The 26775-nt window shown below is 34.3% G+C and carries 25 protein-coding genes and 1 riboswitch; of the genes, 21 read left to right on the plus strand and 4 right to left on the minus strand.

All coding sequences use genetic code 11. From position 1 onward, the window contains the following. The first annotated feature begins 156 nt into the window (after positions 1–156). From PP176A_RS08490 to PP176A_RS08540, 11 genes are all read left to right on the plus strand, one after another. On the plus strand, positions 157–1326 hold the full coding sequence (locus PP176A_RS08490) for a macrolide family glycosyltransferase (protein ID WP_071140048.1): 1170 nt from the start codon (positions 157–159) through the stop codon (positions 1324–1326). 111 nt (positions 1327–1437) lie between these two features. Next, positions 1438–2280 (plus strand): lipoyl synthase, encoded by an 843-nt coding sequence (gene lipA / locus PP176A_RS08495; protein ID WP_071140049.1) that lies wholly within the window; start codon positions 1438–1440, stop codon positions 2278–2280. A 181-nt stretch (positions 2281–2461) separates the two neighbouring features. After that, positions 2462–2761, plus strand: coding sequence for a hypothetical protein (locus tag PP176A_RS16055; protein ID WP_143037670.1), 300 nt, complete (start codon positions 2462–2464; stop codon positions 2759–2761). A gap of 61 nt (positions 2762–2822) precedes the next feature. Next, positions 2823–2982, plus strand: a riboswitch (cobalamin riboswitch). Positions 2983–3147: 165 nt separating this feature from the next. Continuing rightward, positions 3148–4179 (plus strand): ABC transporter substrate-binding protein, encoded by a 1032-nt coding sequence (locus PP176A_RS08505; protein ID WP_200796102.1) that lies wholly within the window; start codon positions 3148–3150, stop codon positions 4177–4179. After that, entirely contained in the window at positions 4169–5167 is a 999-nt protein-coding gene (locus tag PP176A_RS08510) for a FecCD family ABC transporter permease (protein ID WP_071140051.1), read from the plus strand. Before PP176A_RS08505 ends, PP176A_RS08510 begins: the two co-directional genes overlap by 11 nt. A gap of 10 nt (positions 5168–5177) precedes the next feature. After that, a complete protein-coding gene (locus PP176A_RS08515) occupies positions 5178–5870 on the plus strand; it encodes an ABC transporter ATP-binding protein (protein WP_200796103.1) in 693 nt (230 codons plus the stop codon). Positions 5871–5989: 119 nt separating this feature from the next. Beyond that, complete coding sequence (gene bchH / locus PP176A_RS08520) at positions 5990–9709, plus strand: magnesium chelatase subunit H (RefSeq protein WP_071140052.1); 3720 nt, start codon at positions 5990–5992, stop codon at positions 9707–9709. A 19-nt stretch (positions 9710–9728) separates the two neighbouring features. Continuing rightward, on the plus strand, positions 9729–10763 hold the full coding sequence (locus PP176A_RS08525) for an ATP-binding protein (protein WP_071140128.1): 1035 nt from the start codon (positions 9729–9731) through the stop codon (positions 10761–10763). Positions 10764–10786: 23 nt separating this feature from the next. Beyond that, entirely contained in the window at positions 10787–12640 is a 1854-nt protein-coding gene (locus tag PP176A_RS08530) for a magnesium chelatase subunit D family protein (protein ID WP_071140053.1), read from the plus strand. A gap of 16 nt (positions 12641–12656) precedes the next feature. Beyond that, entirely contained in the window at positions 12657–13193 is a 537-nt protein-coding gene (locus tag PP176A_RS08535) for a hypothetical protein (protein ID WP_071140054.1), read from the plus strand. A 152-nt stretch (positions 13194–13345) separates the two neighbouring features. Beyond that, positions 13346–13555 (plus strand): hypothetical protein, encoded by a 210-nt coding sequence (locus tag PP176A_RS08540; RefSeq protein WP_071140055.1) that lies wholly within the window; start codon positions 13346–13348, stop codon positions 13553–13555. Positions 13556–13635: 80 nt separating this feature from the next. On the opposite strand, the gene PP176A_RS08545 is transcribed toward PP176A_RS08540, so the two are convergent. Further along, positions 13636–14163, minus strand: a complete 528-nt coding sequence (locus PP176A_RS08545; RefSeq protein ID WP_071140056.1) for a GNAT family N-acetyltransferase — start codon at positions 14161–14163, stop codon at positions 13636–13638. Between the two features lie 289 nt (positions 14164–14452). On the opposite strand from PP176A_RS08545, the gene PP176A_RS08550 reads away from it, so the two are divergent. From PP176A_RS08550 to PP176A_RS08570, 5 genes are all read left to right on the plus strand, one after another. Next, on the plus strand, positions 14453–15040 hold the full coding sequence (locus tag PP176A_RS08550) for a 5' nucleotidase, NT5C type (RefSeq protein ID WP_071140057.1): 588 nt from the start codon (positions 14453–14455) through the stop codon (positions 15038–15040). A gap of 416 nt (positions 15041–15456) precedes the next feature. Further along, the gene (locus tag PP176A_RS08555) at positions 15457–16251 is read left to right on the plus strand and encodes a hypothetical protein (protein ID WP_071140058.1); all 795 of its coding nucleotides are present in this window, start codon (positions 15457–15459) and stop codon (positions 16249–16251) included. Between the two features lie 210 nt (positions 16252–16461). Then, positions 16462–16944, plus strand: a complete 483-nt coding sequence (locus PP176A_RS08560) for a GNAT family N-acetyltransferase (protein ID WP_071140059.1) — start codon at positions 16462–16464, stop codon at positions 16942–16944. 53 nt (positions 16945–16997) lie between these two features. Next, entirely contained in the window at positions 16998–17537 is a 540-nt protein-coding gene (locus PP176A_RS08565; RefSeq protein ID WP_114217894.1) for a hypothetical protein, read from the plus strand. Between the two features lie 149 nt (positions 17538–17686). Beyond that, positions 17687–18262 (plus strand): DJ-1/PfpI family protein, encoded by a 576-nt coding sequence (locus PP176A_RS08570; protein WP_071140061.1) that lies wholly within the window; start codon positions 17687–17689, stop codon positions 18260–18262. A gap of 127 nt (positions 18263–18389) precedes the next feature. Here PP176A_RS08570 and PP176A_RS08575 read toward each other — a convergent pair whose 3' ends face one another. Then, complete coding sequence (locus PP176A_RS08575) at positions 18390–19070, minus strand: DUF3298 and DUF4163 domain-containing protein (protein ID WP_083381875.1); 681 nt, start codon at positions 19068–19070, stop codon at positions 18390–18392. A 211-nt stretch (positions 19071–19281) separates the two neighbouring features. Here PP176A_RS08575 and PP176A_RS08580 point away from each other — a divergent pair, with 211 nt between their 5' ends. After that, a complete protein-coding gene (locus PP176A_RS08580) occupies positions 19282–19743 on the plus strand; it encodes a hypothetical protein (RefSeq protein WP_071140062.1) in 462 nt (153 codons plus the stop codon). A 107-nt stretch (positions 19744–19850) separates the two neighbouring features. After that, complete coding sequence (locus PP176A_RS08585; RefSeq protein WP_200796104.1) at positions 19851–20744, plus strand: AraC family transcriptional regulator; 894 nt, start codon at positions 19851–19853, stop codon at positions 20742–20744. Between the two features lie 460 nt (positions 20745–21204). Here the strand turns inward: PP176A_RS08585 and PP176A_RS16520 are convergent, their stop codons facing one another. Beyond that, positions 21205–21396 carry a hypothetical protein gene (locus PP176A_RS16520; RefSeq protein WP_234958897.1) on the minus strand — a complete coding sequence of 64 codons (192 nt, stop codon included), beginning with the start codon at positions 21394–21396 and terminating at the stop codon, positions 21205–21207. Between PP176A_RS16520 and PP176A_RS08590 the strand changes: the two genes are divergently transcribed. Then, positions 21338–23077 (plus strand): ABC transporter ATP-binding protein, encoded by a 1740-nt coding sequence (locus tag PP176A_RS08590; RefSeq protein ID WP_441296105.1) that lies wholly within the window; start codon positions 21338–21340, stop codon positions 23075–23077. The two genes, PP176A_RS16520 and PP176A_RS08590, sit on opposite strands and share 59 nt — an antisense overlap. After that, positions 23070–24821, plus strand: coding sequence for an ABC transporter ATP-binding protein (locus PP176A_RS08595; protein WP_071140064.1), 1752 nt, complete (start codon positions 23070–23072; stop codon positions 24819–24821). Before PP176A_RS08590 ends, PP176A_RS08595 begins: the two co-directional genes overlap by 8 nt. 437 nt (positions 24822–25258) lie before the next feature. Here the strand turns inward: PP176A_RS08595 and PP176A_RS08600 are convergent, their stop codons facing one another. Next, positions 25259–25681, minus strand: a complete 423-nt coding sequence (locus tag PP176A_RS08600; protein ID WP_071140065.1) for a hypothetical protein — start codon at positions 25679–25681, stop codon at positions 25259–25261. A gap of 235 nt (positions 25682–25916) precedes the next feature. Here PP176A_RS08600 and PP176A_RS08605 point away from each other — a divergent pair, with 235 nt between their 5' ends. Further along, the gene (locus tag PP176A_RS08605; RefSeq protein ID WP_071140066.1) at positions 25917–26687 is read left to right on the plus strand and encodes a patatin-like phospholipase family protein; all 771 of its coding nucleotides are present in this window, start codon (positions 25917–25919) and stop codon (positions 26685–26687) included. Positions 26688–26775 lie beyond the last annotated feature (88 nt).

A 26775-nucleotide genomic window follows, 5' to 3' on the forward strand; every position in this document is an offset into this window, starting at 1 on the left:
AGAAGTCCTGCCTGAAATAAACAATCGTATTTCGTTGATGGCATTATATGGAGCAACATCGGATTGTAAGGATATATTAATAAATTTCATAGAAGAAGTTTATAAAGGTGAAGAATAAGAAGAAAGATTAAAATAATTATTTAAAGAGGTAGAGAAATGAGTAAAATTGTATTTTTTTGTATACCAGCCTATGGACACACCAATCCAACAATAGAAGTGGTCCGTGAACTTACAAAAAGAGGGCATGAAGTATGGTACTATTCCTTTAGTATGTTCCGTAAAAAGATAGAAGGAGCAGGTGCTAAATATATTGAATGTGATAAGTATGTACCTGAACTGAAGGCTGAAGATGAAAAAAAAATAGGAAAGGATTTTGCAGCGCTTATTGAAATGACAGTGGATACTACTATAGCCTTAGACGAGAAAGTTTGCAAAGAACTAAATGAATTTCATCCTGATTGTATTGTTTCAGATTCTTTGTGTTTTTGGGGAAAATTATTTGCAGCTAAACTGAATATAAAATATGTTTGCTCTACCACTTCCTTTGCTTTTAACCAATATACCGCAAAGATGATGAAACAAAATTTAATGGAAATGGTACGGATGATTAAAGGAATGCATCGTATCAAGAAAAAAATTAAACAATTGAATGACTATGGATATGCTGTTGATAATTTTATTTCTCTCATCCAAAATGACAATGAAACATACACTATTGTGTATACTTCAAAGGAGTTTCAACCGTTAGCGAACACATTTTCAAATAAATATTTTTTTGTGGGTCCTTCTGTTTCCGATATATTGGCGGGACCACGAAATAGTGATAAGAAACTTATCTATATTTCCCTTGGGACCGTAAACAATAAAAATAATGAATTTTATAAAAAATGTTTGATGGCATTTGGTGATGGCGAATTTGATGTTATCATGTCCGTAGGCGAAAGCACGGATATTTCATCGTTGGGAGAAATACCTGAGAATTTTGAAATAAAGAACAAGGTTGAACAAATAAAAGTATTACAAAATACAGATGTTTTTATAACACATAGCGGAATGAACAGCGTTAACGAAAGCTTATATTATGGCGTACCGATGGTATTATTTCCCCAGCATCAAGAACAACGCATGGTAGCTGAAAGAGTTGTGACTTTAGGTGCCGGAGTTTATTTAAAAAATGATAACCCCAAAGATATGAAAGAAGCGGTGCAGACGATTCTAGAATATGATTCTTATCAGGAAAATGCCGTAAAATTATCAGAAAGCCTTAAACTATCCGGGGGTGCAAAAAAAGCAGCGGAGGTTATCGGCAGGATTGCAGAAGAATAGATGTGGCTGAAATAGGATAATTTAGATATTAATGACTATATCCTTGGATTATCAACAGATGAATTTATTAATGGACTGCTGGATATAAATTTAAATACGGAGGAATAACAAATGCATTTAGAAAAACCGGAATGGATTAAAGTAAAAATACAAGGTGGAAATGTATCAGGTAAGGTAAACTCTTTGATTTCAGAACTTTCTTTAAATACCGTATGCAATGAAGCCAATTGTCCTAATAGGATGGAGTGCTATGAAAGAGGAACTGCCACATTTATGATATTAGGTAGAAATTGTACCAGAAACTGTACCTTTTGCAATGTAACTAAGAAAAAGCCCGAAAAAATAAACCCCATGGAACCGGAAAACGTAGCTAAGGCTGTAGCTAAGCTTGGTTTAAAACATGCCGTTATTACATCTGTTACTAGGGATGATTTGGAAGATCAAGGAGCTAATCAGTTTGCAAGAGTTGTAGAGAAAATAAGAAAGACTGCCCCAAAGGTAACAATTGAACTGCTTATACCTGATATGCAAGGAAATAAGGAATTAATAGATATTATCATAAATTCAGAACCAAACATACTGAATCATAATGTAGAAACAGTACCGGAATTATATTATAAGATTAGACCTATGGCGGTATTCGATAGATCTATAGAATTACTTGGTTATGTAAAGAAGACAAAACCAAATATGAGGACTAAATCGGGTATGATGTTAGGCTTGGGTGAAACTAAAGAACAGATAATAAATGTATTTAGAAGATTAAGAGAAGTTGATTGTGACATGCTGACATTGGGGCAATATTTGCAGCCCAGCAAATCCCATATTCCGGTAGTGGAATATGTTACTCCTGAAACATTTTACGAATATAAAGAAATCGCGTTATCCATGGGTTTTAAGAGAGTGGCATCGGCACCTCTCGTTAGAAGTTCTTACTATGCAGAGAATTTTTAAGACATGAAGGGGACGGTAAGACTGCAGAAATATTTCTCTCCGCTTTTGTTCAAAATATTTTTTCCCTCTGTAACGAAACATTCGTTTTTGGGATATATAAGCAGAATCAATTAAAAGGAGGCGAGGTAGTGGGTGCCCGCATTGAAGAAATATACAAAGAATACGCCCAAAGCGTGTACAAATGGAGGTCGAACAGCATTTAAAGGAATGTGACGATTGCCGCTCGGACTATGAAAAGATGAAATCTCCTGTCAATATACCGCTGCCGCCAACGACGGATAAAGAGGTAGACTTTTTGAAGAAAGTTAGGCGCAAGGCCTGGTGTATCGCTGCCTGTCTCTTTGTCATCGGGATATTGATTGGCATTGCCGGCATTTACATTGGGGAAACCGATGACGCACCCGGCGCTGCGCTAATTGGTATCCTGCTGATGATAGGATTAGTGGTGTTTGGCGTAAGAGCTGCTTGGCGCAGACGTTGATGGCAAAGTAAAATTTGTCTTGACAATTGATATCACTATATTTAATATAATAGATGAGAATTGAATATAAGAATGAATAGGGCTAGGGAAGCAGGGTGAAAATCCCTCACGGTCCCGCCGCTGTAAAGGAAGAGTCTTTTCTAAATGTCACTGGGAAACTGGGAAGACAGAAAAGATGATGAATCTTAAGTCAGAAAACCTACCTATTTATTAGCAGAAATAACTCTACGGTGGATGGAGAAAGCTGATTATTATTTTAGAAGAATTTTTGCTTTATTGAATTTTATATAATAAAGATTATTTAATAAGCTTATAAGAACTTCATTAGCCATGATTATTGCTTTAATGAAGTTCTTATTTTTTTATAAAAAGAGAGGATGAAAAAGGTGAAGTTCTATAAAAGGATATTGTTGCCATTAGTTGTGATTATGTTGATATTTAGCGTTTCGGGGTATACTAAAACTACTGAGACAGGCGGGTTGAGCAATACTCAAGACCTTCCCATAACTGTAGAGGGAAATAATTATCCGTTAAAGATAAAGGATTTTCTCAAGAAAGAAACTATCTTAGAAAAGAAACCGGAAAAGGTAGCTGTTTTATCAGGCACCCCCTTAAATATATGGTACGATTTGGGGGGAAAATCCATATGTACGTCTAATATAACAGATAATTTAAAATTGATATCCGAATATAAGAAGGAAATAAACGATCTTCCACAGATAGGGCCTGTATATTCCATAGATATGGAATCCGTAGTATCCCTTAAACCGGATTTAATTATAGCTCAGGCCGGCACTCAAGGGACACAGGCGGATAAATTAAGGGATATTGGGTTTAAGGTGATTACTACTAATATAAGAAGCTATGATGATGTAATAGCAACTTATAATGCCTTCGGCAAGATACTGGGAAATGAAAAATCAGCTGAAGCAAAGATAGAAGCTCTAAAGAATAAGAAAGAAGAAATAGTATCTAAACTGCCCAAAGACAATAAATCCGTGGTCATATTATATATAACAGCCAAAACTATTGCTGTTAAGTTGGACAATAGTATAGCAGGAGATGTAGCTAAAATTTTAAAACTTGACAATATTGCATCCGATTTGCCTCCCGATACTATAGGCTCGGAAACTACTCCGTTGGATGTGGAATACATAGTGAAAAAGAATCCTGATTATGTTCTGGTTACAAGTATGATATCTGATGACGAAGAGGCCAAAAAGACTATGGAAGAGGAATTTAAGAGTAACCCCGTATGGAAGGGAGTAAAAGCCGTTCAAGAGGGACGAGTTATTTATCTTCCCCAACAGTATTTCTTATATAATGCAGGTCCTTATTATAGTGAAGCAATAGAATATATGGCAAAGAGTATATATCCGGAAATATATGGAGAGGTGACTCATCAGGATGGAAAATGATATTTCTCTCAGGGACAAAAAGGGATTTAAAATAACTGTTATTGCTATCTTAGCGATGCTCTTCTTTATATCTTTTATATTAGGGCTTACAAAAGGAACTCTTGAGGTAGAGGTGAAGCGGATATTTGAAGTTATTTCTAAGGATGACGGAAGTCCAGAGAGAATGGTAATTTGGAATATCAGGCTTCCAAGAATGATATTGGCAGCTTTGGTAGGAATAAATCTTGCTCTGTCAGGTGCTATTTTACAAGGGGTAATGAAGAATCCCTTAGCTGATCCCAGCATAATCGGTATAAGCAGCGGAGCAGGACTATTTGGAATTATTGTATTGGTCGTTTTTCCCCAGTATATAAAAATGGTGACTATTGCAGCTTTTATGGGAGCCATGTTGGCTGCCTCCATAATATATCTTTTATCCTGGAAAGGCGGCATAAAAACTATAAGGGTAGTATTAGCAGGAGTAGCTGTATCGTCTCTTTTTGCCGCAGGGATTTCAGGAATATTGGTCTTTTATAGTGATCGGGTCCATGGAGCATTGAATTTTATGAATGGAAGTTTATCATCAAGAAGCTGGCCGGAAGTTTGGACTATTTTACCTTACACTATAATTGGTTTTGTTTTAGCAAATATATTTGCGGACAAACTTAATATTTTGATATTGGGGGACGATGTTGCACGGGGTATTGGCTTAAATGTTGAAGCAACAAGATTTGGATTTACGGCTTTAGCCGCTTTTCTTGCGGCAAGTGCAGTAAGTGTTGTGGGACTTTTAGGATTTGTAGGGCTTATAGTGCCTCACAGTATAAGGTTAGTTATTGGGAACGATTATAGATACATGTTTCCTGCAACTGCTTTATTTGGCTCTGTACTCCTAATGCTAAGCGATACTTTTGCAAGAACTGTTTTAAGCCCCATGGAGATACCGGTAGGAATTGTAATGGCGGTACTGGGAGTTCCTTTCTTTTTATTCTTGCTAAGAAGGGAGTAAAAGGCTAAAGATGAATAAGAATATTATATTATCAATTGAGGGTTTAAGCGTAAGCTATAAAAATAAAGATGTTTTAACGGATATAAATTTACAGATAGAAAAAGGGAAGGTCTATTCTATTATTGGTCCAAATGGCTGTGGAAAGACTACTTTAATACGGACCATTAACAGAAGTATAAAACCTAAAAAGGGAAAGATTTTTTTAAATGGAGAGAATATATTCAAAATGAAAAACAAAGATGTAGCTAAAAAGATAGCCATATTAAATCAAAATAATAATACGATGAACGATGTAACTGTAAAAAGATTAGTTCAATATGGGCGATATGCTTATAAAAATTGGTGGGAGACCGTTGACGGAAAAGATAGTGAAATAGTTCAATGGGCAATGGAGAAGACGGGAGTGATAAAGCTTCAGAACAGAAGAATTAATACCCTTTCAGGAGGAGAAATGCAAAGGGTGTGGATTGCTATGTCTGTTGCACAAAAGCCGGAGATACTTCTGCTGGATGAACCTACTACTTATCTTGATATATGTAACCAATTAGAGATAATGGATCTCATAACGAAGCTAAATAAGGAAGAAGAAATAACTATAGTCATGGTACTCCATGATATAAATCATGCGGTCAGATATTCAAACGAACTCATTATAATTGACGATCACCAATATACGCAAAAGGAGATCCCTGGATTATATTAAAAAGCGGAGCAATTGAAGAAGTCTTTAAAGTTAAAGCCGAAATAACAATGGATGAAGATACGAAAAAACCGAGATTTTATGCGAAAGAATGCATTTAGAAAGTATAGGGAGGTCCTATGGTGAAGATTACTTTTATAACTGTATCAACCCCTGGAATTAAATCCTTAATTGAAGCAGGGAAGGAGATAAACCGACAATATCCTAATATTCTTGATTTAAATCTTTATTACGGAAAAGAAGAGATGAATGATGAAAAATCCAAAAAAATGGCAGAAGATATTAAAAACAGCCATTTGGTTTTTGTAGATTTAATGGGAAGCCCTTCAAGTATAGCGAAAAGCGTATATATAGGTCTTGAAAGCTGCAATGGGAATATAGTTCCTTACGGAAGTTCCGCAAGAGAGTATATGCGTCTCGGAAGTTTTACTATGAAGGGCATGACAGACGGGAAAAACAAAAAGAAAATGAATATGGCTGCCATTGAAAAGATGAAGAGTACGGCGGAAACGCTCGGCAAAATAATGCCGGGCAAGATGAGGGATATGAAAAATTATTTTAGTATACTGAAATATTTTAAGGTAGCGGATAAGTCAAATATTCTCAATATGCTTTACCTCATGTTGAGGGATTATGGAAATATAAATGAAATACCGAGACTGCTGGAACCGAGGGAAGTAGAAGAAGTTGGTATATGTAATCCTGAGACTATGAGATTTTATAAAAATTATGAAGAGTATGAAAAGGACTTTCCCTTTGATATTAAAAAACCCACAGTAGCGATTCTTTTCTACGGCCATAAATATCCTGTAGATACATCGTCCTGTGTCGGAGAAATCAAAAAAAGAATTGAGAAATTTGCAAATGTCATTCCTATTGCAATTTCAGGAGCATTTACAAAGAATGAAAAGAAGATTAAAGATGTGATATTAAAATCCACCAAAACATCTGTGGATATAATACTGAACTTCATGTCCTTCAGGCTTGGAGCAGGTCCCATGGGCGGAGAACCTCAAGCAGGTATAGATCTGCTAAAAAAAGCAGATGTCCCGTATTTTCATCCTTATTTTATGTCAAGAAGAAGGATTAAGGAATGGGAAGAATCAATACAGGGCTGCAGCACATCAGAAATGATGATTTCCGTTATGCTGCCGGAATTAGACGGATGTATCGAAACATATCCTGTCGGGGCTATGACAGAGCCAAGATATGACATGGAATTTGATATTAGAACCGATGAACTTGTGATAATAGAAGAAAGAGTAGACAAATTGATATCCAGAATCAGGTCATATATCAATCTTAGAAAAAAAGAAAATAAAGATAAAAGGATAGCTATTATATGCTATAATTATCCTCCTGGAGAAAGTAATATATTCGGAGGAGCATTTTTAGATACATTTTCATCTGTTGAAAATATATTGAAAAATCTAAAAGATAAAGGTTATAAAGTAAATCCTCTCACTAAAGAAGAACTCATGGGGATATTTACTGCCGGGGGTATAGTTAATTCAGGGAAATACAGTGATAGTTGGGAAAAAATGATTAAATATCCGGATAAAAAATATAGAGAAGAATTAAAGAAAAGTTCTGATTATGAAGACATAATAAAGGAATGGGGACCGTCACCCGGCAGTATAATGGTCAACGATAATAATGAGTTTTTGATTCCCGGGATAATTGAAGGGAATATATTTATAGGATTGCAGCCCACGAGAGGAGTACATGAAGAAATTGAAAAAGTATATCATGATAAAACCTTGCCTCCCCATCATCAGTATTCGGGTTTCTATAAATGGATTAAAGACGAATTCAAAGCAGATGCAATCATTCATGTGGGAACCCACGGCACCTTGGAATTTTTAAAAGGAAAGGAATGCGGTATGAGCGGAAATTGTTATCCGGACAAGCTTCTATCGGATATTCCTCATATATATTTATATTATTGCGGTAATCCCTCTGAGTCGACCATTGCTAAAAGAAGATCCTATGCAAATATAATAAGTTATCAGCCGCCGGTATTTGTACAAGGGGAACTTTACGGAGAATTTGCGGGATTAATATCAATGATAGACAATTATCATCAGTCTTTATCATTAGCTCCCCAAAGCAGCGATGATATATTATCAAGTATATGGGAGCTGGCTGAAAAACTTAATATGCCGAAGAACCTCGATAATATAGAAGGAGAATTATACAGAATGAAGAAAAGCCTCATACCGAAGGGACTCCATATATTCGGGAAAGGGTATACCCCTGAAGAAGCGAGGGAATATGCAAAAGGTCTGCTGAGGTACAACAGAAACGGCATTTTAAGCATCAGGGAATTAATTACAAGAGCTAACGGATGTAGTTTAGATGCTCTCTTAGATAATGATCAGTATGAGACTATAAGAGAGATTGATGAAGAAGCAGAAAAAATTATTGATTATTATTTTGAAAATAGAAAGCTGAAAAAGTCAAAATATATAAATGAAAATAATAAAGATGAATTTATAAAATCCTTGGAATACGGGTGTACAATTATTGAATCATCTCAAAAAAATTATGAAATGGAAGGCTTGATGAGGGTATTGGAGGGAAAGTATAATCCTGCAAAGTTGGCGGGAGATATATACAGGCATCCTGAAATATTGCCTTCAGGATATAATCTGTATCAATTTGATCCCAGGCTTATACCCACTAAAATTGCATATAAGAGAGGGGAAAAGATATGTTTGAATACTCTCGATGCTTATAAAAAAGAAGAGAATTCCTATCCCTTATCTACTGCCGTGGTGCTGTGGGGGCTCGAAACTTCGAGGACTCAGGGAGAAACTTTTTCCCAGATTTTAGCCTATCTGGGGGTCAGGGTTTCGGAGAGCAGCAATGAATGGGATCCAAAATATGACATTATTCCCATTGAAGAACTGGAAAGGCCCAGAATAGATGTAACAATAAATATATGCGGTTTTTTCAGAGACATGTTTCCGAATTTGATAGTAAGCCTTAATGAGATATTTGAAAGGCTTTGGAAATCGGACGAAAGTGATGAGGAAAATTATTTCAAAAGGAATTCAAAAAGAATATACAAAAAGCTTCTTGATAAAGGCTATGATGAAGAGGAAGCAAAAGAACTGGCTATTTCCAGGGTATTCGGCCCTAAGGAAGGAAGCTACGGTACGGGAATAACCAAGATAATAGAAACAAAAAATTGGGAAAAAGAAGAACAGTTGGGGAAAGCTTATATAGACAGTCTGCAACATGTGTATAACGGAAAGGTTCATGGTAAAAGAGTAGAAGGGCTTTATGAAGAAAACCTGAAAACCGTAGAGATTATTTCTCAAATAAGAAGCAATCATGAATATGAAATTACGGATTTGGATCATTATTACGAATACTTCGGAGGATTATCGAAATCAGTGGAAATGGTAAAGGGGCAAAAAGCCAAAATGTATATAACCGATACGACAGGGGACAGGGTTCTCAGCGAAAGTGTGGAGAAATCCATAGAAAGAGGAATAAGGACAAGGGTATTAAACCCAAAATGGATTGACGGAATGCTCGAGCACAAATATCACGGCGTTCAGAAAATTGCCGACAGATTTGAAAATGTTTTAGGCCTTGCGGCAACTACAAATAGTGTGGAAGAGTGGATTTATGAGGATATGTATGATTCCTATGTGGATAATGAAGAACTTAGGAAAAGGCTTATTGAGAATAATCCCTTCGCTTATATGGATATACTTGAGCAGATGACGGAGTATTACAACAGAGGATATTGGAAGGCGGATAAAGAAAAGATAGACAAGATTAAAGAGCTCTATTTGGAACTTGAGGGCAATATTGAAGAGAATTTATAAAGAAAGGATGCAAATATATATGGAAAACAACGGGTTGATATATCCTTTTTCTGCTATAGTGGGACAAGAAGATATGAAGAAGGCTTTGATATTAAATATTATAAATCCTCGTTTAAATGGGGTTCTGATAAGAGGGGAGAAAGGAACAGCAAAATCTACGGCAGTAAGAGCACTGGCGGATATTCTTCCTGAGAGGGAACAAATAGCAGACTGTATTTTTTCCTGTGACCCTAATGATGATAGCTTTTGGTGCGAAAACTGCAGGGCTAATTTCAACAAAGAAACCGGAAAAATCAAAAAAGGGAAAATGAGAGTGATTAACCTCCCCGTCAGTGCCACGGAAGACAGGGTTGTGGGGACATTGGATATAGAGCAGGCAATAAAAAAAGGAGAGAAAAGATTTGAACCGGGAATCTTGGCGGAAGCCAACAGAAATATTTTATATGTAGATGAGGTAAATCTTTTGGATGACCATGTGGTTGATGTACTGTTAGACGCAGCAGCTATGGGGGTTAACTCCATTGAAAGAGAAGGAATCTCCTATACTCACCCCTCAAGATTTGTCCTGATAGGAACCATGAATCCTGAAGAAGGGGATTTGCGGCCTCAGCTCATAGACAGGTTTGGACTTGTGGTGGATGTACGGGGTGAAAGAGATGTTGATTCACGGGTTGAAGTAATTAAACGAAGACTTAGTTTCGAGGCAGATCCCAAAAAATTCGTAAAAGAATATGAAAATGAACAGAAAGAATTGGCCGGTCGGATGGAAAATGCGAAGAAAATATTAAATGATGTGGTTTATTCGGAAGGATGCTTAAGTGTTGCAGCAGAAATTGCCATAGCCATGAAAGTAGACGGTCATAGGGCGGATATAACTTTTATGAAGGCAGCAGTAACCAATGCTGCTTACAGAGGAGATACAAAGGTAGATAAAGAAGATCTTTTTATAGCCGCAAAGCTGTCCCTTCCCCATAGAATGAGAAAAAAACCATTCGAGGAGGGAGTCATTGATTTTGACAGAATCAATGATATTATTGAAAAATCGGTGTTGTAAACGGAAAGGAATGAGGTTTAACTATGTTTAGCAATTGTTTTCCTTTTTCGGCGGTATTGGGTCAGGATAGGATTAAAAGGGCTTTGATACTGAATATAATTAATCCGAACATAGGCGGGGTTCTTATAAGCGGAGAAAAGGGGACAGCTAAGTCTACATTGGTAAGAGGATTTTCAAATATAATTGATTCTATGGATGTAGTGGAGCTGCCTTTAAATATTACCGAAGATAGGCTTGTGGGAAGTATAGACATAAAAAAGGCCGTAAATGATGGGCAAAAAACATTTGAAAAGGGAATTCTATATAAAGCCCATAATCAGATATTGTATGTTGACGAAATAAACTTATTAAGCGAGCATATCGTAAATATACTTTTAGAAGTTTTATCCACCGGAATTAATGTAGTAGAACGGGAGGGAATATCATATAGCCATCCTTCAAAATTTATATTGGTAGGTTCCATGAACCCAGAAGAAGGTCTTTTAAGACCTCAGTTGTTGGACAAGTTCGGTTTGTATGTGGAAGCTAAAGGAGAAACAAATGTAGAGAATAGAACAGAAATTATTAGAAGGCGGTTGGAATATGAAAAGAACCCTAAGAAATTTTGTTTAAAATGGGAAAAGAAAGATATAAAGATAAAAGAAATAATTGATATGGGCAAAGAAATAATAAAGAGGATTAAAGTAGAGGATGAGGATTACGGATTTGCAGTGGGCCTGGCAAAGCAGGGGAATTGTTTGGGACACAGGGCAGATATAATATTAATTGAAACCGCCAAAGCTATAGCGGCTTTTAATCAAAGAAATAGGATAATGGAAGATGATATTAAAGAAGCAGCATCTTATGTACTGCCTCATAGAATAAGAGAATTGACACCTCTTGAAGAGTCAGAAACATCTATGGATGATAATAGAATGGAAAGAAACAATACCGAAAATTCTCCGAGGGAGGATAGCGATACAGTTCAGAAACCTTTACCTGAAGAAGAAAATATGACTTCAGATACTAAAAAAGAAGGAATAAAAGAAAGTATAGAGGACATTGTAGGCGGAAAGCAAAAGATAAATATTAATATGGACTTCGGAAAAAAATTCAGCAATAAAGGTTCGGGAAAGAGAGCCAAAGTAAAGACGGATAGCAGTAAAGGAAGATATGTAAAGTACAAGATGCCTAAGGGAAAAGTAAAGGATATAGCTTTTGATGCCACTCTTAGGGTAGCGGCCTGTAATCAGAGAAACAGGGATAAAAAGGGGATGGCTATATGCATAAAGTCTCAGGATATACGAGAAAAGGTCAGAGAGAAACATACAGGGGCAACGATTTTATTTACGGTAGATGCAAGCGGCTCTATGGGAGCAAAGAGAAGGATGGGAGCTGTAAAGGGAGCGGTGCTTTCATTATTAAAAGATGCGTATCAGAAGAGGGACAATATTGGCGTTATTGCCTTCAGAAAAGATAAGGCAGAAGTACTATTGAATATTACAAGAAGTGTGGACTTAGCCGAAAAATGCCTCAAAAAATTGCCTACGGGAGGGAAAACACCCTTAGCCGCAGGGCTTTACAGCACATATCAGGTTCTTAAAGCAGATAAGATAAAAAATCCCGATTCTTTGCAATATCTTATTATAGTTTCCGACGGGAAGGCAAATGTTCCTCTGAAATCGGAAAATGCTTTGGAAGATGCCTTTATCATGGGAGAAAAAATAAGGAATGAAGGCATTAAAACTATGGTAATCGATACGGAAAGAAACTATATTGAATATGGGTTTGCAAAGGAATTAGCAAAAAAGATGGACAGCGAATATATAAAAATCAGTCAAATATCAAAGACGGATATTAATGCAAGTATAAAAAGTTTGCTTGATATAAATAGATAAAAAGGAGGAAAATGGTATGAAAAAAAGTATATTATTATTGATAGTTGTATTAGCAATGGGTATAATGTCAGGCTGCGGGAATAAAAATGAGAATGAGCAGAGTAATGTACCTGCAGATAATACCCCAAAGGAATCAAAGTTTGAGGAGAAAGACGGTCTTTTAGTGTACTTGGACTTGAAAAACAGTCCTTTTGAAGAATCAGGCCTAAATATATCGATTAAAAAGGGTGAAGACGGTTATGCCGATTTTGTAAAGACCGATTTAAAGGGAAATGAAACTAAAGATTATTACAAATTTGATTATTCAACAAATACTGTAGAAAAATATTATTATGTTTCCGCAATGGGAACGGCATATTACTACTATTATGATTTAGAAAAAGATGAGCTATCAAAAGTGGAAGACGGGGACCATAATGATGTTACCGAAAAAATGAAGAGTTCGGGCAGATGGGACTCTGCCGCAGAAAAAGCAGCAGAAGAGATAAAATCTCTTCAGGATTATTTCAAGGAAAAATACGGTTCGACAATAGAAGAAGCTGTTTTACAATAACATGGGCAGCACAAGGGGACGGTTTGAGATCACTGAAAAACGATGTAATAATATGTAAGATAGTTAGAATCAATTAAATATGAAAAGCAAAATCCTCCTTAATTTAGTATAATGGAATTGATAAGAAACCATACCAAAAAGGAGGATTTACTATGCTTAAAGACAAAAATAATCAGTTAAGCATCTACTCAATATTATATAATAAAATACCTCAAAATCATATACTAAAATTAATAAATAATTCCATAGATTTAAGTTTTATAACAAAATTACTTGAACTACGGATAAGTATTATGGAAGGAAGATCGGCCAAAAATTCTGAGCTTATCATAAAACTGCTGGTTTTAATCTACATTCTTTAAAACGAAAAGCATGGCTGGGCACCGGCAGTTTTCAACCGCTAATGCGACAGCCTCTTATTATGGTTTCTAACTTCTTAATTTTATTCATCTAACTTCCAATTATCTCTCGTAATAGCCATTAAGTAAAAGTCTCTGTAATCACCTTGTACAAATTCATACTTCTTTAATATTGCCTCCTGCTGAAATCCGATTTTTTCACCAATCTTTTTCATCCCTATATTGTCAACTCTGGTTTTATATTGAATTCTCATAATGTTTTGAGTCTTAAAAAGATAATTCACAAAAAGTCTTAAAGATTCTGTACCAATTCCTTTTCCTCTTGCCGATTTTTCTGCAATGAGTAAACCAATTTCAAGGGTTGTACTACTGCCCAAAACTCTTATAAAATTGATTTCGCCTAATGGCTTGCCTTCTTTATCTTCAATGATTGCATAAAACCTGGAAGGATTCCCTATACTTTTATTGAATAATTCGAAAAACTGTTCTTTATACACCATTTGCATATCCATAAATTCTCCGAGATGTGTTTGGTCCTGTAACCACAAATAAAAACAATCAAGATCCTCTTTTTCTAATGGCCTTATTCTTATATTAGTTCCTTTTAACATAATTAAGCCTCCGTCTTATTTATTAATTTTTTGTTGATACTGAGATAACAGGTCTGTGCATTACTTACCATATTATACTATGTAGTACTGAAGTCATCAATTAATTTTTGATTAAATCTTCAATTCGGCAATCTATACTTTGCGTAAATGGGTCTCAAAAAAGGTTTCCTTAGTTTATTAGTATTTTAATAGAAATTTTTTTATATATAAGTTTACTTAAATTTAATATTTTATTAAAAATATCTTTATATTCATAGTGTATAATCAAAAAATAAAAGGAGGTGAATTAATGAAAGAGTTAAATTTATGCATTGATATTGATGGGACTGTTACTGAAGCATATGATTGGATTCCTATAGTAAATCGATATTTCAATACTACAATCACTCCTAATGATGTAACTGTATATGATATATATAAAATTTTAGGAGTAGATAAAGCTGATTATGATTTATTTTATGATTTATATGGGGAAGCATTACATTTGGAATGCAGAATCAGAAAAGGTGCAAAAAATGTTATAGATAGCTTATACCAAAAACACAATATTCACTTTGTCAGTGCCAGAGAAAAAAGAATGAAATATGTAACTCATATATGGTTTGACCACTATAAAATACCAATGGATTCATTGACATTATTGGGAAGCCATAACAAAGTTAGTACTGCAAAGGCTTTAAACTGTGATATATTTATAGAAGACAGATATGAAAATGCAATTCAACTTGCTCAATCCGGATTTGAAGTGCTCCTTGTGGACTGTAACTATAACAAAGGACCTTTGCTCCATAATATTACCCGTGTATCAGACTGGTTTGAAATAAGAAATATAATAGAAAATAAAAATTATGAATTTAAAAACAGCATAGCTCTATAAAATCCGGAACAACACAAAGGTTGTTCCATACATAATAGTGGTATGAGCAAAGCCCTCCTTAATTTGGTATAATATGATTAATATAAAACCATACAAAGGAGGATTTATAATTTTTAAAAATAATAATAAGTTAATCATCTGTTTAATATTGTCCGATAAAATATCACAAAATCATATAAATGAAGCTATTATTTTTTTTATGTAAATATTACAGTAAATTTACTGAAAATTCTGAACTTATGGCAAAATTGAAGATTGTTAAAAAGAGGTGAAACTAAGACTGTGGAATTAATTTTAGAATATAATTTTATCAATAATTAGGGTAGAAAGAGTCCGCGGATATGATAGAATAAAATAAGAATTTCAAAAGTTGCTTTAAAAAACATAATATAAGGGAAATCAAAATTTAACGGAAGATGGTAGGGGGAATAGTTACGACTAAGATTGATTTATATTGTTGGTCTGATCAGTGTCCGCATAATAGTTTAGCAAGAAATTTGTTATATAAACTGATGTGTAAGGGAAAATACGATATTAGTTTCTATGATATTTCAAAAGAATACGATATAGCTAAAAGAATGAATATGTATTCTCCGACATTGGTTGTATTTGATAATAAAATTAGGTGGAACGGGCCTATTTCTTTAAGTACAATTCAATCTATAGCTGAAGGTAATATCCCAGAAAATAAGCCTTATAAGGTTGATTTAGGTAAACATATAATAAAAGGAAATGTTGAGATGCTTACAGAAAAAAATATTTTTGACACATGTATTTGCTGTGCTCCATCTCAAAAAACAAGTTGCTGTTATAGTAAGGCTGAATGGATTAAGCAGATAAGAAAAGAGTTCAACTTGCCATATTTAGGAGTGCTGCATTATTACAATAATAAATGTGTAGGCGGGGCAGAATTTGTACCGTCATTGGCTGTTCCATACCCGATAATTAAAGGCAAAGATATTGCATTTTTAACTTGTTCTTATCTTTCGGGAGAAGAGCATGATTTTAGAAGTTATCCATTAAAAAAATTGGAAGAAAAGTTATCATCTTTAAACTATAAATCGTTAGTTGCAATAGTGTCGGAATATGTTGTTTTTCCCAATGGAACTCTTAACTGGTTCAAAGAAAAGGGCTATATTGACTTAGGTGAAGTTTATTATGAAGAAAGAGATTTTGCAAGGATGCATTTAATAAAGAAAGATTTATATTAGGGCTTAGAAAAACTCAGCAAGTTAGCATTATTGACCTCAAGAAATATCAGGCATTAATTTAACAAAATATTTCAGACAGTGGATTTACGGTACGGAATCTTCGAAGTTTTTATATGAAAGAGTTGAGGTATCAGATATTGTTAATAATTATAAAATACATACCGATAGAGTCAGGAAAAATTGACATATATTGATGAAAGGGTGATATTTATGGATATAATATTAAAAAGAAGAACAAGGGATCATGTTATTACTTTTTGGGAGAAAACCCAAGACGAAGAAATAAGAAGATTGTTTCCATTTAGTATTGAATCTTTAGAAAAAGCATTGATATTGTTTAAAGAGTCTTTGAGAGAAGATGCTCTGAGCTACGGCAAAGTAATTTATTTTAAAGGAAAATATATCGGAGATATCTGGTGTTATAACATAGATGAAAGCGATGAGAAATCAGCTATGATAAGTGTTGTCATCTTTGAAAAAGAACTCTGGGGCAAAGGCATAGCAACAGAAGCTGCAAACACTTTTTTAAAAGAAATATTTGATAAGTTTGACATAGAAAAAATTGGAGCATTTACATATTCTAATAATTATGGTTCAATAGGTTTGTTAAAGAAAGTCGGATTTTCTGAAATTGAAACATTTGTTGAAGACGGTATTGAATCAAAATATTTTGAAATACAAGGGATAGATTAGAAAGATACCGAAAAATGAAATAATATTTTATGGAGAAAGGAGCCATCGGTGAAGTGAAAAACAACAAAAAAAAGTATTTACTCATGATACTATGTATTATAACAGTCTTTATACTATCTTCATGTAGTAAGGATATTGGACAAAAGGAGAGCATAGATGATAGTCCTATAGATAATACTACGGAGAGTAAAAACACAAAAAGTGCTTCTTATAAAAAAATAGAAGATTATCTATGGAAAGAAGCAAAAGATACATTTTCACCCTACTATGAATTAATCTCCTATGAAATTACGGATTACAAAGAAGATGCTAAAGATGATACGGTGGAAGGGGTATTAAATTATAAAATTATATATAAGAATTATGATAAAGATCCTGATACTGTAGGTTATATTAAGGAAGCCAAAGAAAAGAATGATCCCAATTATAAAACATACTATGATGAATATTTGCAACAAAAGGAAATGAATATGGAAATAAAAGCTGTTATAGATAAAGAAGGCAATATAACACTTTATGGAGATAATGACCCTACTGAAAAGAGAGAATGGACAGAGCTTAAAATGTCAGATTTTATAATAGGCAATAAATAAAATTTGGTGCCGGTATTCAGACTCCTGCTGTGAATGCTATATATCCCCAGCTTGTTCTCCAAGAATATCTATCACAGCAACAAAAAAATATCAGTTAACGACTAAATTCAGAGAGCCTTTTTATTGGGTCTCTCTACTGGAGGTATCGTATGAAAAGTAAAGACGTTTTACTTGTATTAACGGATTTATGGGCAGATTGGGAAGCAGCTTATGCAATTGCGGAAATTAATTCTTCCGAAAAATATACTGTTAAAACAATTGCAATTGATAATAAACCTAAGCAATCTATTGGTGGAATTAAGGCAGAAGTGGATCTTTTAATTGGAGAATATTTTGATTTTTCACATTGTGCCCTTATCATCCTTCCGGGAGGACTGAGATGGAAAGAAAATGATTATCATCAGATTATAGATTTTGTAAAAAGCGGTTATGAAATGAATGTTCCCATTGCCGCTATATGTGGTGCTACTCAATTTTTAGCTAAAAACGGTTTTTTAGATGAAGTATATCATACAGGTGATACCTTTGATTATTTCAAGGTACTTGAGGGATACAAAGGACATGATAAGTTTCAAACCAAACAGGTTGTTATGGATAACAATATTATTACAGCTAATGAAACAGCAGCGGTTGAATTTGCTGCCCAGATATTTTCACTTCTTAAGATTGACAATAATTCTGAAATTGATAAATGGAAAAATTATTACCAATGCGGTCTATTTTAAAATAGTTTAAGCCGAAAGAAACATAAGACCAAGAGAATGGCTGAAAAAGGATAAGTCAAATACCGATATTCAAAGAGGTGTTTCATCTGTTACCGATAAAACACCTCTTTGGTTTATTTTATTTTTATCAGCATTTTGGATACCACCCTATTGTTTTGTAAGGAATTGTAAATTCAACAATGCCGGTAGAATAAGGAGCAATATCATATTGTTGATAGTAGATAACCAATCCTTGAGGGGTAAGATAAAAATTTTGCTGATTAAAATTTTTTAATATTAAATTTTTATAGTCATCAAAATATATGCCCGGATTCTGTTTCATGTTATATTCTGCCTGTTTTATTATTTCTTCGGTAAGCAGACGTTCATAATCTGTACCTCGTTTGAAGAAAGTATAAAGAGGTATATTCGTGCCGCTGGATAGCTCCCATGTATCCGAGCTTCTCACCGTACTTCCATGGGCACCTCCCGTGAACTCATACTTGTCAATATATACACTTAAAAAACAATTCTCATTATAAGCTATGTTATATTTCATATAAGCTTCGTAAGGATGAAATGGAAAACCGTCAGTCTGTGAGTCAATATAAGTTTTAATGGCCTGTTCATGCAAATAATCGGTATATTTTACATATCCGTTGACATTCATAGTTATTTGATTGTTGATAAGATGCTCTGAATATGAATTATGTTCTATGCTTACTTTCGGATATTTGATATTAAGTGTCATCACTTTAACATCGTCATGTTTAAATGTTTTATTAATTTCTTTCATTGTAATGTTTGCTTTATAAGAGTTTTTACTCATTTATATCCCTCCAATTTTATATATAATATGTTCAATATATAAGAAAGGCTACTAAACACAAGGGGAGATGGTTTAAAGAGACGATATTTTGATAGCAAAATAGATACTATAGAATGATTTTATAAATTTGAATGAAAATTAAATGTAATTATGATAGGATAGTAAGAAAGAGAGAAAAAGAAAAATTTATATTTAGTGAGGGTTAAAGTTTATGGAATGTATAGAATGTTACAGCGAGAACAGTCGCATCACACCTTTACTGGAAGCAAGAAAGTGTTTGGAAAATCATAAGCAATATATTTGCGGAACTTGTGGGAGATGTATTTGCATTGATATGGATAAAAAAAGAAATGTGCAAAGATGGAATTTTCCCTTTAAGTCTTTAGAGATAGCAAAGTTATATTTAAGAACGGCAGATTATTCTACAAAGAAACCCTGCGGAATTTATGAAATAGTTAACATAAAAGGAAGAAAGTCATATAAGATATTTTCAACAGTTTCAGAATTAGCAGCTTATCTTGCAAAGAATAAAGATAAAAAATGTGAGTCAATGAAACCTATTTACATTAAAGACGAATATAAAGATTTTCCAAATACAAAAATTAAGTTCCTTACTAAAGAAGAAGTAGAGCAATATATTGCTGAGCGAGAGAATTCAAAGACATTAAGATAAAAATCTTAGTGTTTTTGTTTTTATATTTAATATTTAGCAAAACAGGAACAGCTTTTTTTCAAAGCTATTGTTATAATAAAATTACCGCATAGGGAAGGTTGGTGAAGTTGGCATTGAATTATAGAAAAGATATTGAGAAGTGTATTAAATTCATTGAAGAACATATCAAAGAAAATATTACCATTGAAGAAGTTGCTAATCAATCCGGGTATTCTCTCTATCATTTTTGTAGAGTTTTTAGCCTATGTAAAGGTATGTCCGTTATGGAATACATTAGATGGCGCAGATTATCTTTAGCAGCAGTAGAATTATTCAAAGGCAGAAAAATTATTGATATTGCTTTGGACTATGGATTTGAAACACCTGGCGGTTTTACCAAAGCTTTTCGTAAAACATTTGGCTATAGCCCTACGGAGTATATGACACGAATGACTGGATATGCTGATACAAAAATAACATTTGAAATTGGAGGTTATATTATGAATCCTGTTATTGTAAAGAAAACTGCATTTAAAGTTGCCGGCTATGGAATTAAGACCAATATTACTGGGGCAACATATACAAAAGATATTGCATCCTTCTGGGTCAATTACAATGGTGAAAATTTAGAAAATAAAATGTACAAAATTTTAAATCCACCTAAGCATGGTGAAGTGGGATTGTGTGTTCCATTGTCTGAAGACGGAAATGCAATATATCTTTTAGGTGTAATTGTCGATGACTTTTCAAAGGTAGAAGAAGACATGATAACAGTAAAAGTTCCGGAAGCCGAATATGCCGTTTTTACGACGACTCCCGTTGATACTACAAAGGATAAAGAACAAAAGGAGTTTGCGGAAATTATTGCAGGCACATGGAAATATATTTTTGAAGATTGGTTTAAAGAAAGTGGATATATTTATGATGAAAGCAAACTCGATTTTGAATTCTACGATGAACGTTGTCATTACAGAAAAGATACAGTCATGGATATTTATGTTCCCGTTAGAAAAGCAAAATAAATAGTAGAAGGGGATGGTTTTTTGCGTTATTTATTCCAAACCGTCCCCATAAAACCTTTTGTTCAGCCATTTTCAATACTCTTTATTGTTAAGAATCAAAGAGGTAACTTTTACGCTTATAGATATTACAGCAATAATTATTAAAATATTTATGATAAATAATAAAACATCAGATATATTTTCCAGTATATACCTTTAGTTTTTCCTAAGGAAGATATGTATAAATTGAGAATCTATAGGGATAAATTAGGCTGTAATATGAAAAGAAGTCTATTTTAGATTTAAAATTAAAATTTTATGAAATTTGTAAAAAATATATTGACTGGTCTGTAAATTATATGGTATTTTTACAATGTAGTTAGTTTCATCTAACCTTTTGAATAGAAAAATTCTTGTAGAGATATCATAATTAAATAATATGTTGCACAATTATATATGCAGGTTAGTTTAGACTAACTTATTATTCGATTTCGGATAATAACAATATCAAGAAGAAAAGGGGATATGTCATGAAACAGAAAAACAATGTAACTGCAAAACCCAAAACAGGTATGCCAAGGCTGCTTGAGCTGGCAGCTACGAAAAAGTCACTGATGATTTCCTCGGTAATTTTTTCTGCACTGGCCGCTGTGGCCTCGTTTATCCCATACATTGCCATTTACTATATTGTACGGGAGATCATGGGAACTTATCCAGACTTCGGAGAGCTTGACATGCAGAGGGCTATCGGTTTTGGATGGATAGCTTTCGGAGGCATCATTCTCAATATTCTCTTATATTTTGCTGCATTGATGTGTTCACATTTAGCTGCCTTTGGTACGCTGTATGAGCTAAAAGTAAATTTTGCATCCTATCTTGCCAAAGTACCCTTAGGGTTTCACGTACTTGTAGGTAGCGGTAAACTGCGTAAAATTATGGATGAGAATATTGAAAAGATCGAGGGGTTTATTGCCCACCAGCTTCCGGATATTGTAGCATCTTTTGTGGCACCGGCGGTGATGATTGCCATTTTACTTTCCGTAGACTGGCGTTTTGGATTGTCGGCCATATTAGGTGTTGCCATTGCCTTTGTAATTGAAATGAAAGCATATGGCAACGAAGGAGCTAAGGCTATGATGGAAAAATATCAGGATTCGATGGAAGATATGAACAACGCTGCGGTGGAATATATTCGAGGTATTACTGTGGTTAAAGCTTTCAGACAGACAGTGTATTCCTTTCGCAGGATGCATAGCGCTATTAAGGAATACACCAATATGGTCATTCCCTATACGTTGAGCTGGGAAAATTACATGTCAGCCTTTACTACTATCGTCAACAATATTTATCTATTTCTAATACCCGTTGGTATCTTAATCGGAATTCATACAACAGATTATGTGCTTTTTGCCAGTAAGTTTATTTTTTATCTGATATTTGTACCATCTATTGCTACGGTGATGTTGAAGATCATGTATGTTTCAAGCAACGGAATGCAGATAATGGGGGGCGTAGAACGTATGGACAAAATTTTAAGCGAACCGCATCTACCACAGCCGATAAATCCTAAAACAATCGATCAATATGAAATTGTTTTTGAAAATGTGTTTTTTTCATATACAGGACAGGAAGCCGCAGCCTTGTCCGATGTCTCATTTCGGGCAGAAGAAAATCAAATTACGGCTATTGTCGGTCCGTCAGGTGGAGGAAAAAGTACCGTTGCACATCTTATCCCTCGCTTTTTTGACGTATTAGGAGGAAGCATTAAAATCGGAGGGGTGGATATAAAGGACATGAAGAGTGAATACCTGATGGAGAAAGTCAGCTTTGTATTTCAGGATGTATTCCTTTTTAAACAAAGTATACTTGATAATATTCGAATTGGGAATCAAAATGCTACGGATGAACAGGTAGTGGCTGCTGCCAGGGCGGCTCAATGTCACGAGTTCATTGAAAAATTGCCTGACAAGTATCATACTGTTATAGGTACAAGAGGAGTGCATCTTTCAGGAGGAGAACAACAGCGTATTGCCATTGCAAGAGCTATAGTGAAGGATGCACCCATTGTCGTACTGGACGAGGCCACTGCATTTTCTGATCCCGAGAACGAATATCTGATTCAACGGGCTTTTGAAAAACTGATGCAGGGCAAGACGGTAATCATGATAGCCCATCGATTGTCAACAATACGCAGTGCCAATAAAATAATAGTAATGGATAAGGGCCGACTTATTGAACAGGGAAGCCATGACGAACTCATTGCAATAGAGGGTAAGTATTTTCACATGTGGAATATGTATACCCAATCACTTAATTGGAAAATAAACAAAAGGGGGGATAGGGTTCATGCATAAACTTAAGGACTTTTTAATGCTGACAGATAAAGGATACTCGGATTTAAAGAGGGCGATTACTGCTTGCACCATTACAAATCTTGCATTAATGTTACCTTTTGCCGTAACTATTCAGATTTTTACCGAGCTGTTAAAGCCTCTTATGGGGCAGGAAATTTCCTGGACACGGATGTGGTTTTTTTTAGGGTGCGGTATCGTTGCCGGAATTTTAGTGTTTATCGCCAACAAAAATGACTATAAAAAAACATATGTGACATCATACTTAGAAGCCGAAAATTCAAGAATCAGTGTTGCGGAACGTATACGGAAATTGCCCATGAATTTTTTTAATTCTAAAGATCTCACGGAACTTACCACAAACATCATGGCCGACTGTTCTACCACCGAACATGTATTGAGCCATATTATACCTCAATTGTGTGCTAATGCAGTTTCCATTACGCTTATTTGCGCCATGCTTGCTATTTTTGATTGGAGAATGGCACTTGCCGTTTTTTGTACCGTTCCTATATCCTTTTTTATCATTTTAGGCAGTAAAAAAATTCAGAACATGTTAAGTGAAAAGCATGTGGAAGCAAAGCTGAAGGCCTCCGGTCAGGTGCAGGAATATTTGGAAGGAATTAAGGTCATTAAAGCCTGCGGATTGGATGGCTCCAAATTTTCGGCATTGGATAACGCACTGCGTCTGATGAAAAAAATGGCTATTAAAATGGAATTTGGTACAGGGATATTTGTCACCGGGGCTCAGATGATTCTACAGGCCGGAGTAGGACTTACTGTTTTTGTAGGTGTTCACTTATTGACGAATGGGGAAATTGAATTGATTCCCCTGCTGATGTTTTTTGTTATCGTCGTCCGAATTTACGGTCCGGTTATCGTTGAGCTTACTCTTCTTCCAGAGCTTTTTTATCATCGTGCCGCCACAAAACGTATGCGCGCATTGATGACTACTCCTATAATGGAAGGGGATACGGAAAAGCAGATTACGAGATGGAATATTGATTTCGAAAATGTGTCTTTCAGCTACAATACCAGAAATCCTCGGGAAGATGCGGTAATCAAAAATCTGACGGTGTCCATTCCATCCGATGCTATTACAGCGTTAGTAGGACCTTCAGGTTGCGGAAAAAGTACTATTTCAAGGCTGATTGCACGGTTTTGGGATGTCAATCAAGGATGTGTTAAAATCGGCGGTGTCGATGTGAAAACTCTCGATCCCGAACATTTGATGAGTTATATGTCCTTCGTATTTCAGGATGTTATTCTTTTTAATGATACGGTTTATAACAACATCCGTATCGGAAATATGGATGCGACGGAAGAACAGGTTATGGCTGCTGCACGGGCAGCACGCTGTGATGAATTTGTAAATGAATTGCCGGACGGTTATCAGACTATGCTCGGCGAGAATGGCAGTACTCTTTCTGGAGGTGAACGGCAACGAATTTCAATTGCCCGTGCACTTCTGAAAAATGCACCTATTATTCTTTTGGATGAAGCTACGGCGTCTCTTGATCCGGAAAATGAGGTATTGATTCAACAGGCTATCTCTAAGGTGATTGAAGGGAAGACAGTGATTGTCATTGCCCATAGGTTAAGAACCATTGCTGGTGCCGATAAAATTATTGTATTAGACGAGGGTATGCTGGTGGAAGAAGGTAACCATGATACTTTGATGAAAAACAAAGGTTTGTATGAAAAAATGTATCGTATTCAGCAAGAAAGCTTGGGCTGGAGTGTATAGGTTATAAAAAAAGTAAAGTCCGTAATGGATCCAGTTTGTAATATATCTATTATCTATATGGATCCATTACGGACCATATAAAATATTGGAGATATATTATTTTCATCAAAGAAGTATCAAATCAATCAGATTAAACACTGTCTCTGATTATCTTTATAGGGTACTCATTAAAGAGCCGCCTAAAAGATTTACCGGATGCTTTTTACGAACCTTACATAGCTTATAATCTCCAAAATAAGAAATTATATTCATAAAATTTTTTGATTATAATCATAAAAAAATCATATTTTTTCGATGTATACTTGATTTAAATGGGTTTTAATGAAAAATTCCTTAATATACTAAAACAGGGAATTTTTTAATTCCTATAAAAATCGAATGTATTTAATATTATTTGGCAACAGTTTTTTATTTATTTTTTCTTATAATACTTAAATTTAATCTTTTTTTATTTTGCTGAAATCCCAACCTTGTGTTTTTCTTAAATTTTTCTTTCTTTCACTTTGAATGTTTGCATACTGCAAATAGGCAACTGCCGAGAGAATATAGCAAATGATTGTGCTTTTGGGTATTTTAGCTGAAATTCTGTCTAAATCCATTTGGTAGGTTTTCTCTTCCTCTTTTGTCAAATTGAAGCCTTCCGGGTTGTTTAAGGCATTTATAATATCTATGCCTCTTTTTCCTTCAAGAACATAGGTCGCCGACAATATTATACTAATAACAAGCAGAACAATGAATATTATATTCTTATAAGATTTCGCACTTCCCTTATAACTTATAAAAAAATTTTTTAATATAAAAATAAAATTGAATAGGACTAATATAAAGTTTAACGGAACTAATATTTTAAGCTTAGTCACTATATCCCCTCCCTTTTACATAAAAAATATATAAATATACTTCTATATATTTTTAATATTTCCTCTTTAATTTATTGCTTTATTTACCAGAATAAAAGGGAACGTTCCAAAATAGTTCTGAAATTAGGGATTATATTACATTAAAAAATATTGTTTTTATATTAACGCCATTTTTTGTTAAAATATTAAGTGGAGATGTCCAAATACATAAGAATATGAAGGAGGTATAAAAGACATGAATGGGTTATTTTTACAAGGGGGAGGAGCTAAAGGAGCTTTTCAGGCAGGAGTGATATACGGTTTATATGAGAAGGGATATAAATTTGATATAATATCCGGGACATCAATAGGTGCTATCAACAGCTATTTTATTTATAAAAATCAAATAGAAGAATTGAAAAATTTTTGGTTAAAAAACAGATTTAAGAATTTCAACGAAGGTATGACGTCTGATAAAGTAATTGATAATCAGGGTATTATCGATTATTTAAGTAAATTAGAAGGTTTAAATGAAACGGTAAAAAACATATATGTGAACTATGTTCATGTCCAAAACAAAGAGTTTAAAGAAATGGTTGTAGATATAACTAAAGTTTCAGATGAATGTAAGCTTAAGGCTGTAAAATATAGTTCACTGCTTCCATATCGGATGAAAGAATATAATTCTATTGAAGATGTTAAGAATAACTTTGATTCTTCGGTCATGCGAAAGAATTTTTATGAAGATTTAAAGTTGAATGTATATGAAGGATATAATTTAGATGGGGGAATTGCAAATAATGATTTTCTCAATCCGTTTATAAAAAATAATGTAGATAGGTTATATCTTATCGTTTTTCACAAAAATTATCGGGTACCGGATTATATAAAAACCATATATTCAATGGATGATATTATAATCATTGAGCCCAAAACAGATTTTAAACCCAATGATACATTAAGACTTGAACGTGATTTTCTAAATGATATATTTGAAGAAGGATACAGCATAAGCAAGAAAATATAAAACAGAAGGTTTAACCTTAATATGAAACGATTTTAGAAAAAATCCGTACTTGACGGAAATAGTTGAATAATATATAATATAACAGTGT

Origin of the sequence: Sporanaerobacter sp. PP17-6a, from assembly GCF_900095615.1 — a bacterium.
GTDB classification, from domain to species: domain Bacteria; phylum Bacillota; class Clostridia; order Tissierellales; family Acidilutibacteraceae; genus Acidilutibacter; species Acidilutibacter cellobiosedens.